The sequence below is a fragment of the Hyphomonas chukchiensis genome (genome assembly GCF_000682695.1).
In the GTDB taxonomy this organism is placed as follows: domain Bacteria; phylum Pseudomonadota; class Alphaproteobacteria; order Caulobacterales; family Hyphomonadaceae; genus Hyphomonas; species Hyphomonas chukchiensis.
Genome location: NZ_AWFG01000020.1, coordinates 17,046 through 34,299, shown reverse-complemented (window position 1 = coordinate 34,299; position 17,254 = coordinate 17,046). Strand labels below are relative to the sequence as shown.

Annotated in this window: 14 protein-coding genes; 10 read left to right on the top strand and 4 right to left on the bottom strand. The window is 54.0% G+C overall.

The features are described 5' to 3' along the window. The first annotated feature begins 32 nt into the window (after positions 1–32). From HY30_RS08895 to HY30_RS08860, 8 genes are all read left to right on the top strand, one after another. Positions 33–1,202 (top strand): acetyl-CoA acetyltransferase, encoded by a 1,170-nt coding sequence (locus HY30_RS08895; RefSeq protein ID WP_034739271.1) that lies wholly within the window; start codon positions 33–35, stop codon positions 1,200–1,202. Between the two features lie 45 nt (positions 1,203–1,247). Beyond that, positions 1,248–2,171, top strand: a complete 924-nt coding sequence (locus tag HY30_RS08890) for an SDR family oxidoreductase (protein ID WP_034739269.1) — start codon at positions 1,248–1,250, stop codon at positions 2,169–2,171. An 11-nt stretch (positions 2,172–2,182) separates the two neighbouring features. Beyond that, positions 2,183–3,037 carry a MaoC/PaaZ C-terminal domain-containing protein gene (locus tag HY30_RS08885; RefSeq protein ID WP_034739267.1) on the top strand — a complete coding sequence of 285 codons (855 nt, stop codon included), beginning with the start codon at positions 2,183–2,185 and terminating at the stop codon, positions 3,035–3,037. After that, a complete protein-coding gene (locus tag HY30_RS08880) occupies positions 3,038–5,149 on the top strand; it encodes an acetate--CoA ligase family protein (RefSeq protein WP_081812143.1) in 2,112 nt (703 codons plus the stop codon). It abuts the gene before it with no gap. 25 nt (positions 5,150–5,174) lie between these two features. Next, positions 5,175–5,909: a hypothetical protein gene (locus HY30_RS08875; RefSeq protein WP_034739265.1), complete on the top strand. Its 735-nt coding sequence runs from the start codon at positions 5,175–5,177 to the stop codon at positions 5,907–5,909. A gap of 214 nt (positions 5,910–6,123) precedes the next feature. Beyond that, positions 6,124–7,452 carry an MFS transporter gene (locus HY30_RS08870; protein ID WP_034739264.1) on the top strand — a complete coding sequence of 443 codons (1,329 nt, stop codon included), beginning with the start codon at positions 6,124–6,126 and terminating at the stop codon, positions 7,450–7,452. A gap of 99 nt (positions 7,453–7,551) precedes the next feature. Further along, the gene (locus HY30_RS08865; RefSeq protein WP_034739261.1) at positions 7,552–8,514 is read left to right on the top strand and encodes an oxidoreductase; all 963 of its coding nucleotides are present in this window, start codon (positions 7,552–7,554) and stop codon (positions 8,512–8,514) included. 358 nt (positions 8,515–8,872) lie between these two features. Then, positions 8,873–9,577 carry a GntR family transcriptional regulator gene (locus HY30_RS08860; protein WP_081812142.1) on the top strand — a complete coding sequence of 235 codons (705 nt, stop codon included), beginning with the start codon at positions 8,873–8,875 and terminating at the stop codon, positions 9,575–9,577. Between the two features lie 243 nt (positions 9,578–9,820). Here the strand turns inward: HY30_RS08860 and HY30_RS08855 are convergent, their stop codons facing one another. From HY30_RS08855 to HY30_RS08840, 4 genes are read right to left on the bottom strand one after another with little or no spacing between them, the layout of a single operon-like run. Then, on the bottom strand, positions 9,821–10,231 hold the full coding sequence (locus tag HY30_RS08855; protein WP_051615186.1) for a Zn-ribbon domain-containing OB-fold protein: 411 nt from the start codon (positions 10,229–10,231) through the stop codon (positions 9,821–9,823). A gap of 5 nt (positions 10,232–10,236) precedes the next feature. Continuing rightward, positions 10,237–11,361 (bottom strand): thiolase family protein, encoded by a 1,125-nt coding sequence (locus tag HY30_RS08850; RefSeq protein ID WP_034739257.1) that lies wholly within the window; start codon positions 11,359–11,361, stop codon positions 10,237–10,239. 10 nt (positions 11,362–11,371) lie between these two features. Beyond that, positions 11,372–12,151, bottom strand: a complete 780-nt coding sequence (locus HY30_RS08845) for an enoyl-CoA hydratase/isomerase family protein (protein ID WP_034739254.1) — start codon at positions 12,149–12,151, stop codon at positions 11,372–11,374. A 3-nt stretch (positions 12,152–12,154) separates the two neighbouring features. Next, complete coding sequence (locus HY30_RS08840; RefSeq protein ID WP_034739252.1) at positions 12,155–13,324, bottom strand: acyl-CoA dehydrogenase family protein; 1,170 nt, start codon at positions 13,322–13,324, stop codon at positions 12,155–12,157. Between the two features lie 276 nt (positions 13,325–13,600). Here HY30_RS08840 and HY30_RS08835 point away from each other — a divergent pair, with 276 nt between their 5' ends. Together HY30_RS08835 and HY30_RS08830 are read left to right on the top strand one after the other, a co-directional pair. After that, positions 13,601–15,631 carry an acetoacetate--CoA ligase gene (locus tag HY30_RS08835; RefSeq protein ID WP_051615184.1) on the top strand — a complete coding sequence of 677 codons (2,031 nt, stop codon included), beginning with the start codon at positions 13,601–13,603 and terminating at the stop codon, positions 15,629–15,631. A gap of 283 nt (positions 15,632–15,914) precedes the next feature. Further along, complete coding sequence (locus tag HY30_RS08830; protein ID WP_034739250.1) at positions 15,915–16,955, top strand: alcohol dehydrogenase catalytic domain-containing protein; 1,041 nt, start codon at positions 15,915–15,917, stop codon at positions 16,953–16,955. Positions 16,956–17,254 lie beyond the last annotated feature (299 nt).

Genomic DNA, 17,254 nt, shown 5'->3' with positions numbered 1-17,254 from the left:
TATACGGAATCCATAAAGCCAAGGAAATTGTTGTGACAAAAAGAGAAGCTGTGATCATCGGAGTAGGCGATGTCCCATTGAAGGAGGGGAAGGTGCTGGAGCCGATGACGCCTCTTCAGGTGCAGGCGCTTGCAGCCCATAGCGCTTTGCACGACGCTGGGATCGAAATGCAAGATGTGGATGGGCTTTTGGTTGCGAACACCTGGGGTATACCTGGTGCTGGCCAGGTACCCACTATCACCATGGCCGAATATTTCGGTATCACACCGCGGTTCGTGGATGGAACAAGTATCGGAGGTGCGGCATTTGAAGCCCATGTCGGTCATGCCGCGCTTGCCCTGGAAGCGGGCCGATGCGAGGTGGCGCTGATTACATATGGGAGCACCCAAAAAAGCGAGCGCAGCCGGTCTCTGGCTGGCCGGCCAGCGTCGCTTACGATGCAGTATGAGACACCTTGGGGGATGCCGACGCCGATAGGCGGATATGCATTGTCTGCCATGCGTCACATGCATGAATTTGGAACGACATCGGAGCAACTAGCAGAAGTCGCCGTCAGTGCTCGAAAGTGGGCTTCGCTGAATCCCGACGCCATGATGCGGGGGCCGTTGTCAGTAGAGGATGTATTGAGTAGCAGGATGATTTCCGATCCGCTCCATCAACTAGATGCTTGTCTTGTGACCGATGGCGGCGGCGCCATTGTGATGACGACAGCTGATCATGCACGGGCGCTCGGAAAGACTCCTGTTTTTGTCCGGGGGTGTGGAGAGGCCAACACGCATCTTACCGTTTCGTCGATGCCGGATATGGCCCGGCTCACATCCGCACAGATTGCCGGGCAGCAAGCTTTCGAACGTGCTGGTGTTACGCATTCAGCGATCGACGTTGTCGAGGTGTACGACTCTTTTACAATCACTGTCCTGATGACTTTGGAGGCATTGGGATTTTGCCAAGCAGGTGAGGGGGGAGCATTCGTATCCAGCAGCAGGACCGCGCCCGGTGGCGCGTTTCCCATGAATACGAATGGGGGCGGACTGTCGTACGCCCATCCAGGCATGTACGGCATTTTTCTCCTGGTGGAGGCGGTCCGGCAACTGCGGGGAGAATGTGGTCCGAGGCAGGTCAAGGATGCAGTGAATGCGCTCGTTCACGGCACGGGCGGTACGCTATCGAGCGGCGCAACCTGTATCCTTTCCTTGAAATGATTCAGGGCAAGCCAATCAACATCAACACGAAAGAGGAGCCAATTGGTGGCTAAATCCAGAAGCGTAGAAGGCAAAGTGGCCGTTGTAACCGGCGCGGGACGGGGTATCGGCAGGGGCATCGCTCTCGAACTTGCGGCCGAGGGGGCGATGGTCGTGGTCAATGATCTCGGTGGATCGGTTGGAGGGCAGGGGGCGGACGAAACTTTGGCTCAACAAGTCGTTGATGAGATCAAGGACGCTGGCGGTGTCGCCGTTGCCAATACAGACTCTGTCTCCAATCCCGATAGTGCGCATCAGATTGTGACCTGCGCGATGGACACGTTCGGAAGTATCGACATTGTGGTCAATAACGCGGGCATCCTGCGGGATCGTTTTTTCTTCAATATGTCGATTGAGGAATGGACAGCCGTAATTGATGTGCATCTGAACGGAACATTTTATGTCTCGCGTGCCGCTGCCGGACATTTCAAAAATCAGGGTTCAGGATCGTATGTGCATATGACATCGACCTCGGGCTTGCTGGGGAATTTTGGTCAGGCCAATTACGGTGCGGCCAAACTGGGCATTGTGGCACTTTCTCGAGCAATAGCATTTGACATGCGGCGAAACAACGTTCGCTCGAACTGCATCGCACCGTTCGCGTGGAGTCGCATGGGAGCCACAATAAAGGCGGAAACGCCCGAGAAGCAGGCTTGGCTTGACAAGGCAAAGGCGGCTTTGGATGCGACGAAAATTGCTCCTATTGCTGTGGCGCTAGCGAGTGAGGCGGCTGGAGAGGTCACGGGCCAGGTGTTCGCGGTGCGCGGCAATGAAGTATTCCTGATGAGCCAGCCTCGCCCCGTTCGCGGCATGCACAGGGAGGAACGATGGACATCGGATGACGTATCCAACCGGGTGTTCCCTGCAATGAAAAGTGCGTTCACCCCACTGGAGAATTCGGCGGAAGTGTTCTGTTGGGATCCAATTTAGAGGAGTCAGAAATGCCGATTGACTATGACAGGTTGATGGCTTGGAAGCCTGACGATGTGGTCCAGAGTTACTCGTCGCGTGATACAATGCTGTATGCACTGGGGCTTGGGCTGGGTAGCGATCCGACCGACCGCAACGAGTTGAGGTTTACATATGAGGAGGGCCTTCAGGTCCTTCCAACCTTCCCAGTAGTTTTGGGTACTCCAAGCACCTGGTGGCGGGAGACCGGGATGGTCGACTGGCAACATGTTGTTCATGGCGAGCAGCATTTGAAATTGCACGCTCGCTTTAAGCCGGAAGGTGAGGTGATCGGGAGTACCCGTGTCGTTGACATTATCGACAAGGGGCCGGGGCGAGGTGCTCTCTTGTATACGGAGCGAAGTGTCAGAGATGCGCAAACCGGCGAGCTTCTGGCAACGGCTACATCAACGTCATTTGCGAGAAAGGACGGTGGGTTTGGTGGTGCGTCTGGTCCAACGAAAGAGGTGCATTTGCTTCCGGATCGCGCGGCGGATTTTGTTTTTGAGCACCGAACATCTCCTCGTGCAGCGCTGATCTATCGATTGTCTGGTGACTATAATCCCCTTCATGCCGATCCTGATGTGGCGGAGACCGCAGGATTTCGCCAGCCGATACTGCATGGGTTGTGTACGTATGGAGTGGCAGCCTGGGCGATTGTTTCTGAGATTTGCGAGGGGATCCCGGGCAGACTTAAGTCCATTGGGGTGAGGTTTTCGTCTCCGGTTTATCCTGGGGAAACGCTTCAAACGCAGATGTGGGTCGACAAGTCAGTCGTCTCGTTCCGGACAAGGGTTATCGAGCGAGACGTCGTTGTCCTCAACAATGGTCATGCGGAGATTATCTGAATGAGTTCGAGTGAAATGCGAGGCGCTGCCTCATCATTAACGCCCCTGTTTGAGCCAGAAAGTGTCGCAATCATTGGAGCATCAAATGATCCGAACAGAATCGGTGGCAGACCGCTACACTACCTTTTGAGGTCCGGATATGTGGGGAAAATTTATCCCATAAATCCCAATAGAAAGGTGGTCCAGGAGATCCCGGCCTATCCATGTATATCGGGGGTGCCGGGATCGGTTGACCTGGTGATGATTGTTTTGCCCGCCAGTGAAGTGATTGATGAATTGGAGAAATGCGCAAAGCTGGGCGTGAAAGTGGCGGTAATATTATCATCTGGATTTGCAGAGCTCGGTGAAGAAGGCGCCGTCCAGCAGTCCCGTTTGTCAGAGATCGGAAGAGCATACGGAATACGTATCCTGGGGCCGAATTGCTTGGGGGTCTTTAATTCGTCGATAGGTTTCTTTGCGACATTCACAGCTGCCTTCCATCACCAGTCCGCAGTTCCTGGGCCGCTCGCCATCGTCAGCCAAAGTGGCGCTTGCGGGGGACATCTTGCTTATCTCTGTGGGCAACGCGGAATTGGAATACACTATTGGGTAACGACGGGAAATGAAGCTGACATTGATGTATCGGAATCCCTCTTGTGGCTCGCTCAATCCCCGAAGGTGAAGGTTATCCTAGTATATGCCGAAGCAATACGTAACGGTGACCTTTTTGTCGAAGCGCTTGAGACGGCTCGTCGAAATGGCAAGTCAGTCATCATGCTTAAAGTTGGTCGCTCGGTCGCCGGCGCGCGGGCTGCAGCTTCGCACACGGGCGCTCTTGCAGGAGAAGACGCTGTATATGATGCAGTATTGAGGCAGTTTGGCGTATGGCGTGCCGAAAGCGTGGAGGAGATGCTGGATGTAGCCTATGCGTGCCTCGGGAACAGATTTCCCGCGTCGCGTCGAATTGGCCTTGTGAGTGCGTCAGGTGGAATCGGCGTTCAAATGGCAGATAAGGCTGAAAGACTGGGAATGGATGTGGCTGTGATGCCTGAAGCTGTCCAGAAGAAGATGAAGGCTCTCATACCATTCATCGCGCCGGCCAATCCCGTGGACGTGACGGCCCAGGTCATCAATGATATGTCGCTGTTTCAGCAGTGCCTCGATCTCACTCTGGATCGGGGAAACTATGATTCGGTCATCGTGTTCTTGTCGAGCGGACCGGCATCGGCCGCAATGCGCGATCAACTGTTGTCCATTTTTAAACCCCTTCGCATCCGGTACCCAGAACAAGTAATCGTCCTCTCAATGGCCGCTCCCAGAGACACTGTAGAGGCATTTGAGAAATTGGGTTTGATCGTATTTGAAGACACGGACCGGGCACTAAATGCCATGGCGGCATTGGCATATTTTGCCGAGAGTTTTGGCGACACAGTCAGCAAGGAGATCGATAATGCGTCGCTCCCGGAAAAGTGCGAATTTCCCAGCGTGCTGAACGAGCATGTGGCCAAATCCATTCTTGCGAACGCAGGTATTCATCCTTGGCCAGAAGTATTGGCGCTGGATTCTGATGAGGTCGGCAGGGCTGCTGAACACTTCGCGCGACCAGTCGCTCTGAAGATAGTTTCACCAGACATTCAGCATAAGACAGAAGTACAGGGCGTGGCGCTGGGTTTAACCAGTCCGGCCGACGCGGCGGCCCGGGCTTCTGAGATGCTGAATCATGTTCGCAAAGTGCGCCCGGACGCGAAGATAGAGGGGTTTCTGGTTTCACCTATGCGAGGTGACGCCTTGGAGATTAGCTGTGGTTCGTTTCGAGACCCGGTGTTCGGCCCTGTTGTGATGTTCGGGTTGGGAGGCATCTTCGTTGAAGTCTTGAAAGACGTCGCATTCCGGCGAGCGCCATTTGATGAGGCAGAGGCGCACCGGCTCATCGATAGCATTCGGGGTCGATCAATGCTTGACGGAGTGAGGGGTGGGGCAGCTGTCAATCTGCAATCAGTCGCACGCACTCTCGCTGCACTTTCCAAATTTGCATATGTGAACCGGGAACAGGTTAGCGAGATTGATATCAATCCGCTTTCCGCCGCGAGCGATGGAGCATACGCGTTGGATGCTCTGATCGTCCGGGGGTAGTTGGAAACTGGTATGGAGAGAGAAGATGGTTGTTTTTGGAACGGAAGAGAACTTCAAGACGAACCGTCGTCCGATTAGTGTCGGCGATGATACCTACTACAAGTCTGAATGGATGGAAGCCGGAGACGATCCGATCTTGTCGCCGACGATCTTCATGATCGAGCAGCCGGCAAATACGACGCTCGTGGCGCACTTTCACAGGCAGAACCAGTTCCAACTCTTCGTGGATGGATCCGGAAGCATTGGTCGCTATGGCATTGAGGCTGTTACTGTGCACTACGCGGGGGCCTATACGCCCTATGGCCCTCTTTTGTCGGGACCTGACGGGCTGAAATACCTTACCATACGGCCTGTTCGTGAAAGCGGCGGCTTTGCTGTGCCTGATGAGGTCGCAAGCATGAGGCGAGGGCCGAAGGCGCATGCGCAAGCAGGTCCTATTACCGTGATGTCGTCAGAAGAGCTCCTGACCCTGACAGCGGCACGCGAGGATACCCTGATTCCAACATCCAGTGACGGAATGGGTATAGCGGTTCACACCCTGCCGGCCCATGCTCCGTTTGCAGCTCCCGACATGGACAATTCTCAAGGCGTGTTTGTCGTGGTCCTGGCCGGTTCCATCGTAGCCGATGATAAAAATCTGCAGAAATGGGAGAGCCTGTTCATCACGCCGGGCGAACCTGTTCTGTGGGCAGTGGCGGGAAATACTGGGGCGCAGGTCGCCCTACTTCTGTGCCCGGAACTGCATGAGGCTTACCGCTAGTTTTGGCCAATGCGCGGGAAAGTCGGTCCGCTTGATTCAGACCATGGTGAAAAATCGTTCCTAAGACACCTCAGACGTCATGTGATGGAAGGCCAGAACTGGTAGGGCGACGGAGCGGAAATGTCCTGACCTATATATCTGCGATGCCCAGAAGGGCATTCGCCAAATTCCAGAGCCAGCCTTTGGCTGGTGACAACAGAGAAAGATATCAGAGATGACGCGTACAATAGGCATGGCGGCACCGAAGGACAAACTCTATGATCCGCATCGGGATGCTCTGTATCGAAAAGTGGCGTTTCGACTGATGCCGCTACTGATCATATGCTACATGGCCAACGTCATTGATCGAACAAATGTTGGTATCGCCCAGGTCCACATGAGTACCGATTTGAACTTCTCCAACACTGTCTACGGGTTCGCGGTGGGGATATTCTATCTCGGGTACATATTGTTCGAGATTCCCAGCAATTTGTTGCTGGACAAGATGGGGGTACGCAAAACATTGCTTCGCATCATGGTTCTCTGGGGTGCGATGTCTGCCTGCACAATGTTGGTCCGAACCCCCTTGGAATTTTATATCGTGCGTTTTCTTCTCGGATTGGCTGAGGCGGGATTTTGGCCCGGCATGCTCCTTTACCTTACATATTGGTTTCCGTCAGGCCGGCGGACACAGATGATCTCGATATTCATGATGGCTATACCGATTTCGGCGACCGTTGGCCCGACGCTTTCAGGCTGGATTATCCATGAGATGGAGGGGGTAGTAAATATGCATGGATGGCAATGGATGTTCGTGCTGGAGGGTATACCCGCCGTCATATTGGGCGTAGTCGCATTCCTGTATCTCGATGACCGGCCAAGTGACGCCAACTGGCTTTCCAGTGAAGAAAAATCTTTGATTGAAGAAGATCTTCAGGCGGAACAGTCAACCAAAGTTCATGGCGAGACCTATGGCTTGGTTCAAATGCTGCTCGATTATCGGGTCTGGGTTCTGGGTGCAATTACATTAGGCACCTATGCCTTATCGAACGCCATTACATTCTGGAGCCCGATCATAATTCAGGAGTCGGGCGTAGAATCGATCGTGAGCATCGGGCTGCTTACATCAGTTGCTCCATTTGTCGGAGCGTTTGTTATGCTGGCTGTGGCGCGCAGTTCGGATCGCTTGCGGGAGAGACGTTGGCATTTCTCCATTGCCATGTTTTGCGCCTCCGCTGCTCTCATTTCATTGTCGATATTTTATAGCAGTCCACTGATCGTTATTGCGGCCATCACCGTGGCGACCGCGGGATTTTACGCTGGAGCAAGCGTCTTTAGCGGAATACCTGCCATCTACCTGTCGAATCGTACACGAGCGGGTGGGATAGCGATGGTGACCACAATTGGTGCGATGGCGGCCATGCTGTCTCCAATCATGATGGGATGGATAAGAACGTCCACAGGAAGCTTTAGCCTGGGGCTTCAAATCAGTGCGGGGGTGGTATTCACTGCGGGTGTAGTCTTGTTGCTGGCCGTTCCCGCACGCTCATTGAGAGAAAGTTGAGGACGGATTATCGGGACGTTCAGGATCACGAGCATTTCAGGTATTGCTGTCAGGCTTGAGCGCATGCCCAACAATAAGAAGTGAAAGGACACTGTGGCGATGAGCGCAGACCCGCTAATTTCCTCTGCATTTGGCTTTTCTAGCACTGCTAGGGAAGTCGTTGCAGGACGTCAGCTTGACGGACTGACGGCGATCATAACAGGTGGTGCGTCAGGAATTGGTCTAGAAACGGCAAGGACGTTGGCCGAGGTCGGTGTAAAGGTTGTTATTGCTGCACGGAATCGCCGCCTCGCGGAGCGGGCTGTGAGTGACTTGCAGAATACGGCCCAAATTGAACCCTGTTGGGAAATGCTTGATCTCTCCAGCTTGAGTTCGGTGAGAGCTTTCGTCGACCGTTGGGATCGGAAGCCCCTGCATATCCTGATCAACAATGCGGGAGTTATGGCTTGTCCGTTATCCTACACGCAAGACGGGTTTGAAATGCAGATCGGGACTAATCATTTCGGCCATTACTTGCTCTCGATTCTCCTCCGCCCCGCTTTGGAAAGGGGGGCGGAGCAATACGGCAAGCCGTCCCGGCTTGTATCAGTATCGTCAGGCGGGCACAGACGATCGCCTGTAGATTTTGGCGATCCGAACTTTTTGCGGCGAGCGTACGATCCCTGGATCGCCTATGGTCAATCCAAGACAGCGAATGCCCTGTTTGCATTGGGATTTGATCACAGGTTTCGCAGTGCGGGTATAAGGGCCTTTTCTGTATCTCCAGGCTCCATTCTGACCCCGCTGCAAAGGCATATGACGAAGGAAGAGCTGATCGCCAGGGGGGCAATCGACGAAACGGGACGTCCCAGAGCTGGGTTGAAGTCGCCACAGCAGGGCGCAGCCACTTCAGTGTGGGCTGCTGTCGGAGACGAGTTAGAAGGCGTCGGAGGGGAATATCTCGAGGACTGCGCGCAAGCTCCGCCATTCTCGGATGCGTTTCCACGAGGGGTCCGGGATTATGCAAGTGATCCTGAAATTGCAGACAGGCTATGGGATCTTTCCGCATTATCGGTTTTTTGATTGAGCCCTCCTGGCGGCGAAAAGCCTGCCGCCATCACCCAATTTTGCCGGTTTGAGGCGAGGCGGGGTGACAGGCGTGTCTCCCGGAATAATTAAGAGAGAGTGTGGGACATAGATTTCTGTGGGACATAGATTTCCATGCTCAAATCACACCTCGCTACAGCGACGTGGTGCCTTACTTCAGATTCCAAGAACCTCGTGACAGCACAGGGCGCTGCCAACAATATTGTCTATCATTTTAAGCATAATTGAATGTATATGCTGCACAAGCTGATTGTTTATTGCTGACCTTGGCAAGGTCGGAACAAAGGACTTGCGATGAATTTGCGGCAGCAGAGACGCATGACGAGTAGAAATTATGAATGAAACCAATTCACGAAAAAAGGTGCCCATTAGCCCACAGCTGAGTTCAGCTGATCAGGTGGCAGAAGAAGTCGTTCGGCGTTTGTACTCAGGCCGATATGTTGCGGGACAGAAGTTAATTGAAGCAGATTTGGTTGAGGAGCTTCATGTCAGCCGGGGCACAATCAGGGAAGCGTTACGGCGCCTGAGCGCTGAAGGTGTGGTATCCCTGACGCTACACAGGGGCGCTTATATCAGGGCTTTTTCCAAGAATGACGTTCAGAATATTCTGAACGTCATTGAAGTTCTTTTAGGGCTGGCAGCAAGAACAGCTGCCAAGAAAACGCATTCCGCGCGTGACAAGAAACAATTGGAGGCATACCTCCTGGCCATATTAGAGCCCCAGAAAAATTACTATGATGTGGTCAGGGTGCAAAACGCGTTCTACCGGTTCCTGATTTCCAGCAGCGAGAATGAGGAATTGGAACGCGTGCTCCCAAGCTTGAATTTCCATTTCCTGAGGCCAGCCTACCTGGTTCACTCTCCGCGCGTATATCCCGAGCGATTGAAAGAATTTGAACTGATCGCGACCGCCGTGCTTTCCGGCGATGCCAAGCGGGCGGAACAGACGGCACGAAATCATGTAATCGCCATCGCGAGATCGTTGAGAGAGCTCCCGGATGAAGCCTTCTCAGGCTCCACAGGAATAACCAAAACATGATTCGTTTCGGCCTTTCCAAGCGACTTGGGTTTGGGCGCTTCCAAAATAGTCCCTGTCCTTCTCGCCAGACGAGAATCTACCTGCAGCGGACGGCACAGTTTTCCGGAAGACGGTCCGTAACCGGCGTTCTGCTTCAGGAGCGTCCGGCGAAACGAGAAGCGGTGAGAATAAAAAAGGTCGCGCCAAAAGCAGCGCGACCTGTAAGGGAGGAAAAGGTCGATGTCTGAGACTGGAGCGACCGCTTTAAAGTTTCGGTTGACGTGAAAAAACAGGAATTCTGAGATTTCCCATGTCTTGAAACCGTACAAACAGGGGCAGATTGATTGTCAGTGCAGTGTCTGGATCAGGTTCTACGATGTTCGAGATCATCCGTGGTCCTTCTTCCAGCTGGACGAGGGCCACAGTGTAAGGAAGGCGATCTGCAAACGCGGGGTGAAATGCCCGGTGGTATATGACCCAGCTAATCAGCTGAGCCTTGCCGCTTGCCATTCTCCATTCGAGATCAGCCGCCAGGCAATTGGGGCATTCCGTGCGAGCTGGGAGAAACGAGTGCGCGCAGCTGTTGCAGGCCATGTATCTAAGCTGACTCTTTTCGGCGGCTTCCCAGAAGGGTAGCGCATGTTCCGGAATGGCTGGTATCGGAAAATCGGTCATGCTGTTTATCCTCCGATTATGAGAGTGCCATGCGTTTGCATGATACCCCCTTGGCTGCTGACAATGCAGGTGTTCGCCTTCCTGGCTTGAAGATTGGCATTTCCGCGAACCTGCCGCACACCTTCCAATACCAATTGCATTCCAGGCATGCCGGTTTCAGACAGCAATCCTCCCGCAGTATTCATGGGGAGATCCCCATCGATCTCGATGCGCCCCTCTTCGACGAAGGCCCCTCCCTGTCCTTTCTTGCAAAACCCGTAGTCTTCCAGGGTCATTATCGGAACGATCGAAAAACAATCATAGAGCTGCGCGACGTCTATGTCTTCAGGAGCAAGTCCTGCCGCCGAGAAGGCCGTGGTCGCCGATACGGTGGCACAGGTAGTTGTCAGATCCTGGCGAAGGCGCACGTCCCACGAGGATTGTCCAAGCCCAAATCCCAGGATCGGTACAGGCGCCCTTACCGCAAGCTGCATTGCACGTTCAGCGCTCATCAAAACAATTGCAGCGCCGCCATCGCTGACAAGTGCGCAATCGCTGCGCCGGAACGGATCTACAATATAGGGCTCATTAAGATAATCAGCCATGGATAGTGGTTTGCGCAATTGGGCAGAAGGATTTGCGGCGCCATGACGACGCGCAGCAATGGGAACGGCGCCTAATTGCCGAGGCGTGGTGCCATATTGCTCCATATGCCGTCGCGCGATCATGGCATAGGCTGCGGGCACGCCGACATATCCGAACAGTCCATCCGTGCCCGTAGAGCTTCTGTAGACTTCCGAACTGCCCGTTCTGGGATTGTCGGCAAAACAGATAACGACGATATCACAAAGTCGCGCTTCAATAGCCAGGGAGGCATAGGAAATCATTCCAATCACTGCCGCACCGCCCTGATCCCAAGACATGCCGAGTTTGGGCTGCAGGCCCAAGGCCTCTGCTACGATTTGGCCCGTCATGAGTTGCGGGGCGGACGTAGAGGGCTTCACCAACAATGCGTCCACCATGGTCTTGTCGACATTCGCGTCGGCGAGCGCATTTCGCGTGGCTTCGACAATCAGAGATGTTGCCGACCGTCCTGACAGCGCGCCGAATGCTGTATGTCCTATGCCTGCAATGACGGTTCTGCCCCTCATGACGAATATCCTATCGCGATTTGAAATGTGGAGGACGTTTCTCCGAAAAGGCTGCCGCTCCTTCCCGGGAGTCATCCGTCTGCGAGAGCAACTTTCCGATCAATTGTTCAAATCGTAAGCCGACTGCCAGCGGAACGTCGCGCGAGCGCAGCGCTAGTTCCTTCGAGGCCTGCACAGCGAGCGGCGCGTTCACCGCAATACGCCGCGCGTACTCCCTAGCCGCCGGCAAGACGTCAGCAGATGTCGGAACGACCTTGTTGATCAAGCCCCAGCGTTCAGCTGTCTGGGCCGAAATTCCGTCGCCGGTCAGCAGCATTTCCATCGCAATGGGGTAGGGAAGCTGACTGATAATCCGCTGTGTGCCCCCGTTCGCTGCGATGACCCCGCGCTTGACTTCGGAAACACTGAATGTCGCGCTTTCGCACGCAACCCGGATGTCCGTTGCAAGCATCAAGGTCACGCCTCCGCCGAGACAATAGCCGTTAATTGCGGAAATGACGGGTTTCCACACTTCCAGTCCGCGATTCAGCAACTGGTCGACCTGGGTTCGCCACACGTCACTCCACGGACGTGCCTTGGTCAAGTACGTCTTAATATCGGCGCCGGAGGTAAACGATTTGTCGCCTGCTCCGGTAATGATTGCCACCCGGATATCGTCGTCATCACGCACGCGGGTCCATGCATTTGACAGGCCCTGATAGTGTTCTTCATCCATGGCGTTCATGCGCTCTGGACGATTGATGGTAATGACGGCGATACCCTCATCATTGAGTTCGAAGTCGATGGCCATGGTCTATGCCTTTGTTCCAAGCAGGTGACGCGCTACGACCATTCGATGAACTTCGGAAGGTCCTTCGCCAATTCTTTTTATCCGAAGTTCACGATGCCAACGCTCAAGAGGCAATTCGTGCGTAACGCCCATGCCGCCAAAGATCTGTATACAGCGATCCACAACCCGTCCGGCGGTTTCCGTTCCCGTCACTTTGGCAATGGAGCTTTCGACCTGAAAGGGTTTTCCCATATCGAGTGCCCAGGCGGCCTGATAAACAAGCATTCTGGCAGCCTGAAGTTCCATTTCACTGTCCGCAATCATCCATTGGATGGCTTGTTTTTCTGCCAGTGTGGAGCCGAATACGGTTCGCGATTTTGCCCAGTCGATTGCAAGTTCCAGAGCATACTGTGCGGTCCCGATACAATTGGCCGTATAGGGAATTCGATTTATACCAAGAAAGCGCGATAGTATCTTGAAACCCTCGCCTTCTTCGCCAATGCGCTTGGAACTTGGAATTCTGCAGTCCGTGAAGAAAACTTCCCATGGGGAATACGACCGTATCACGTCGATTTCCCGGAAGCTGACGCCCGGATTGTCGCTGTCGACAATAAAGGCTGAAATGCCGCCCCGATCTCCCGGCTTACCGGTCCTGGCGAACACGATGCCCCAATCGCTTATTCCTGCCGCAGTTATCCAGGTTTTGGTGCCATTCAGAATATAGTCGTCACCATCACGGATGGCTCGCGCTTGAATCGCGCGCGCTGGATCCGATCCTCCCGAAGGCTCGCTGATTGCAAAATACCCTTTCCTGTCACCTTTGACGCTTGGAATTCCATATTCATTTATCTGTTCGGCCGTACCGGCCCAGATAATCTCAGGGGGATCCATTCCGAACGCACCCGCTGCCCAGACATATGAACCCATTCTGCACCGGGCGGCCTCTTCTGCAACGACGGCGTAGCCGAGCGCATTCAATCCGGCTCCTCCATATTGTTCAGGCGTGCCAAGTGCCCACAATCCCATCGCCCTGGCCTTGTCCTGGAGAGGGTTCAAAAGGTGAGGGGGGAGCTTGTATGCATCGTGCTCGACCTGGTCTTCAGCCGTTCGGACATCTTCCGCCATGAATCGCCGAACATTGTCCCGAAGCAACCGGTATTCCTCTGGCATTTCCCAGGCGCCGAACGCATTCATACTGGCTTCCTCTAAGTTTTTTGGTTAGGTATTCCCAAATGTGGAATAGCGTTCTAAACGCTAGCGTTTTAGCCGTCGATGTGTCAAGATGCAGACAGGGGAATTGTAACTTCGATAGGGGATCACTGCGGAATCCGTTGGCCAAGTACTTCTGGAGCCGATGATCTGAATGTAGCTGAGGAGATCGACAGGCCGAACGTCATGAATGAACAAATCAGGCAGAGAGTTCCAGTTTTGTCGGGGCACAAAAGTAATAACTATTAGCAGGATATTCAGATGACTGACCGTGTAGGCAATGGGAATGTAACGTCAGGTGTGAGGGAGGGAGACCGGCTCTGGTCCCCCTCGGCTGAAAGAGTTGAAGCAGCCGAGCTGACAAGGTTCATGCGGTGGCTCGCACTGGAACGCGGCTATTCCTTCCCCGACTACAACGCACTTTGGACTTGGTCGGTTGACGACCTTGAAGGATTCTGGAGCGCAATTTGGGAATATTTTGACATAATCTCTGACGAACGTCCCGAGAGTGTCGTGATCGGTGAAGGCATATTCGATGCAAAGTGGTTCGTCGGGACACACACTAACTATGCCGAGCATGTCTTGAGGCACGAAGCAAAGGCTGAACCCGGCGAAACGGCTCTTTGCCACTCAAGTGAAATCAGACCGATCGCGCAAATGAGCTGGCAGGATCTCGGTGGACGGGTCCGGAAACTCGCGACAAAAATGCGCGCAATGGGCATCATCCCGGGTGATCGGATCGTGTCATATATGCCCAATACGCCCGAAGCGGTCATCGCAATGCTCGCCACAGTTGCAATTGGCGCGGTATGGTCATCGGCCGCTCCGGAATTCGGCCACAAGACGGTTGTGGACCGGTTCAGTCAAATTGAACCAAAGCTCGCGTTCGTGTCCGATGGATATAGCTTCAACGGGAAGGTGTTTGATCGCCGAGACGACGTCTCGGCGATCGTGAATGCCCTTGATCACCTCAAACATGTTGTGTGGTTCGACTATATGGGTTTCGGATGCGCTCTGTCGACCGATGCCGAAATCATTTCCTTCGATGCGATGATTGAGGGCCCCCCGGTCATGCGGGAGACTTTCCAATATGAACGTGTTCCAGCAGATCATCCGCTTTGGGTATTGTATTCTTCAGGGACGACAGGATTGCCAAAAGCGATTGTCCACGGCCACGCAGGCATGATTGCCGAGCACCTTAAGGTCATGGCGCTTCATTGCAATCTTGGTCCCTCAAAGCGCATGTTCTTCTACACTACGACAGGCTGGATGATGTGGAACTCGGTGATCTCTGCACTGATCACAGGTGCCTCGGCAGTCCTTTATGATGGTAGTCCGGTTCACGGTGGAGTTGACATGCTGTGGCGGCTGGCCTCCGATACTAGGACGACCTGCTTTGGCGCAAGTCCGACACTTGTCGACAATATGAAAAAGGCAGGTGTCAGGCCGGGTAAATCTTTTGATCTGTCGGCAATGGACATGGTGCTTCTTGGCGGTGCGCCTGCCACTCCGGAAACCTTTCAGTGGTTCTACGAAAATGTAGCCGAAGATTTCTGGGTGAATTCACAATCGGGGGGCACTGACCTGTGCAGCGGATTGGCTGTCGGTCTCCCCATACAACCAGTTTACGCCGGCGAAATCCAGTGTCGTGGTCTAGGGATCGCGATGGAGGTCTGGAACGAAGGTGGTCGTTCAATTCTGGACGAAGTAGGTGAGTTGGTCGTCACGCGGCCATTTCCTACAGCGCCACTCGGCTTCTGGGGGGACGATAGTCGCTCTCGATATTATGAAAGTTACTTCGGTACGTTTCCAGGCATTTGGCGACATGGCGACCTTGCCAAAATAAATTGCCGGGGAGGTGTCTATGTATATGGACGGTCGGATTCCACGCTCAATCGGTTTGGCGTGCGCATAGGCACTGCTGAGATCTACCGGGTGCTGGAGCGGGTTTCGGGCGTGAAAGATAGTCTCATCATTTGTGTGGAGACTGATGGTGGAGGCTTTTATATGCCTCTCTTCGTCTCATTGGATGCCAATACGACTTTGACCGACGCGTTGAGGAAAGAAATCGTCTCACGGTTACGAGTCGATGCCAGTCCCCGGCACGTGCCAGATGAAATTCATGCTGTCCCCGAAATTCCCTACACGCTGACTGGAAAGAAAATGGAAATTCCGATCCGCAAGTTGGTCATGGGAATGGATGTCGACAAAGCCGCAAGTCGTGATGCAATGGCCAAGCCTGCCGCACTGGACTGGTTTATTGAATTCGTGAGACAGCGTGCAGGCCGATGACCAGTTGCAGACAGATCACGCGGTGCGCTTGCAGCGAGCGATCGCCATCATCTGTGTCGGTGAGAGCCCTTTGCGAATCCGTTCGGAAGTAATGTCACTTGCGGACGTCTGCGTAGCTACTGGCAAACCTTCGATACGACCTGGTCCGCACAAGACGCCCAACCGTTCCGACGATTGCGTTACGACCGTTAACAGTGCTAATAAAAGACAACAAAAATGTAGGACAATAAAGGTCCTTGGTGACCGCAGACTATAGGCGAGACTGCCTTGAGGGAGAACAGCTTTGAAAGCTTTGGTTTATCGTGGTGCATATACGATAGAATTGGAAGACGTGTCGGATCCGAGCTTGATTGACGATCAGGACGTCATTGTAAAAGTCGAACTTTGCGCGATCTGCGGCAGTGATCTTCATATTTTTCACGGAGAAGGATTTGTTCCGGGCACAGGGTATTGCGTCGGTCACGAAGCAGTCGGAGAAATTGTTGAAATTGGCCGCGGCGTATTCAATCGCAAGGTCGGTGATCGCGTCATGATCTCTGCGGCTCCGGGGTGTGGGGCATGTTTGCGCTGTGTGAGGGGAGACACCAGAAACTGTCTTGATGGCAAGCAGAACGTTTTTGGTGTCGGGACGGGACTGGGGGGATGCCAAGCTCAGGGTGTGCGTGTGCCCGCAGGCGATTTCAATACGGCACTGATTCCGGAGGGTGTGAGTTTGGTTCAGGCGCTCATGTTGACGGATGCCCTGCCAACCGCCTGGTTCGGCTGCAAAAGCGCTGACGTAAGTCCTGGCGGTACGGTCGCAATCATTGGGGCGGGACCCATCGGGCAACTCGCAGTGCTTTGCAGTTTTGTGCTCGGAGCGAGTCGCGTCTTCGTGGTAGAACCAAATCCGGATCGGCGACTCTTTGCCGAGCAGATCGGAGCACAGGCGTTTGCGCCCGACGACGCCGTGGCGCTTATCGAAGAGGCGACGAAAGGGCTAATGGTAGATTCTGTAATCGAGATCGTTGGAACAGAACAAACGATCAAGCTCGCCATCAGGCTCGCACGCAGAATGGGGTCTGTTGCGGCCATTGGGGGAAGCCGGCTTAAGCATGTGGCCTTCCCGAATCGATATGCCTTTAGCAAGGGTTTGACATTTAGAGTGGGTACGACGTCAGTGCCGCTTTACTGGCCCGAGCTGATACCCTTGGTACAAGCAAAGCGCTTGACGCCGGAAAGCGTTGTTACACATCGGATGTCGCTTGATCAGGGGGCGGTCGCTTATCGTCAGCTTGATGGGAAACTTGATCGGATACTGAAGTCGGTTCTGTCATTAAGCTGAATATCTGAGCGCTTGGATGTGGGTGTATTACCTCCCACGATCTGCCTCCGAAAATGACGTCCGAGGCCGGAGTCACACGGCCTGAAGAGCCGACCGAATGCGCATTCAATGCCGCTATCACTGAACAGTTCAGGCTGCAATGAAGGAGCCAGCACTGGTTCTTGCGCCTCGCTGATACGAGGGGAATCTGGAAGTTTTGGCATGGAGACTGTTGCACGGTAAATCATGCAAGGCGAGATCGGGAGAAAAAGTGGGTTGTCACCGGCTCAGGGACACAATGAACATCTCCGGCCACACAA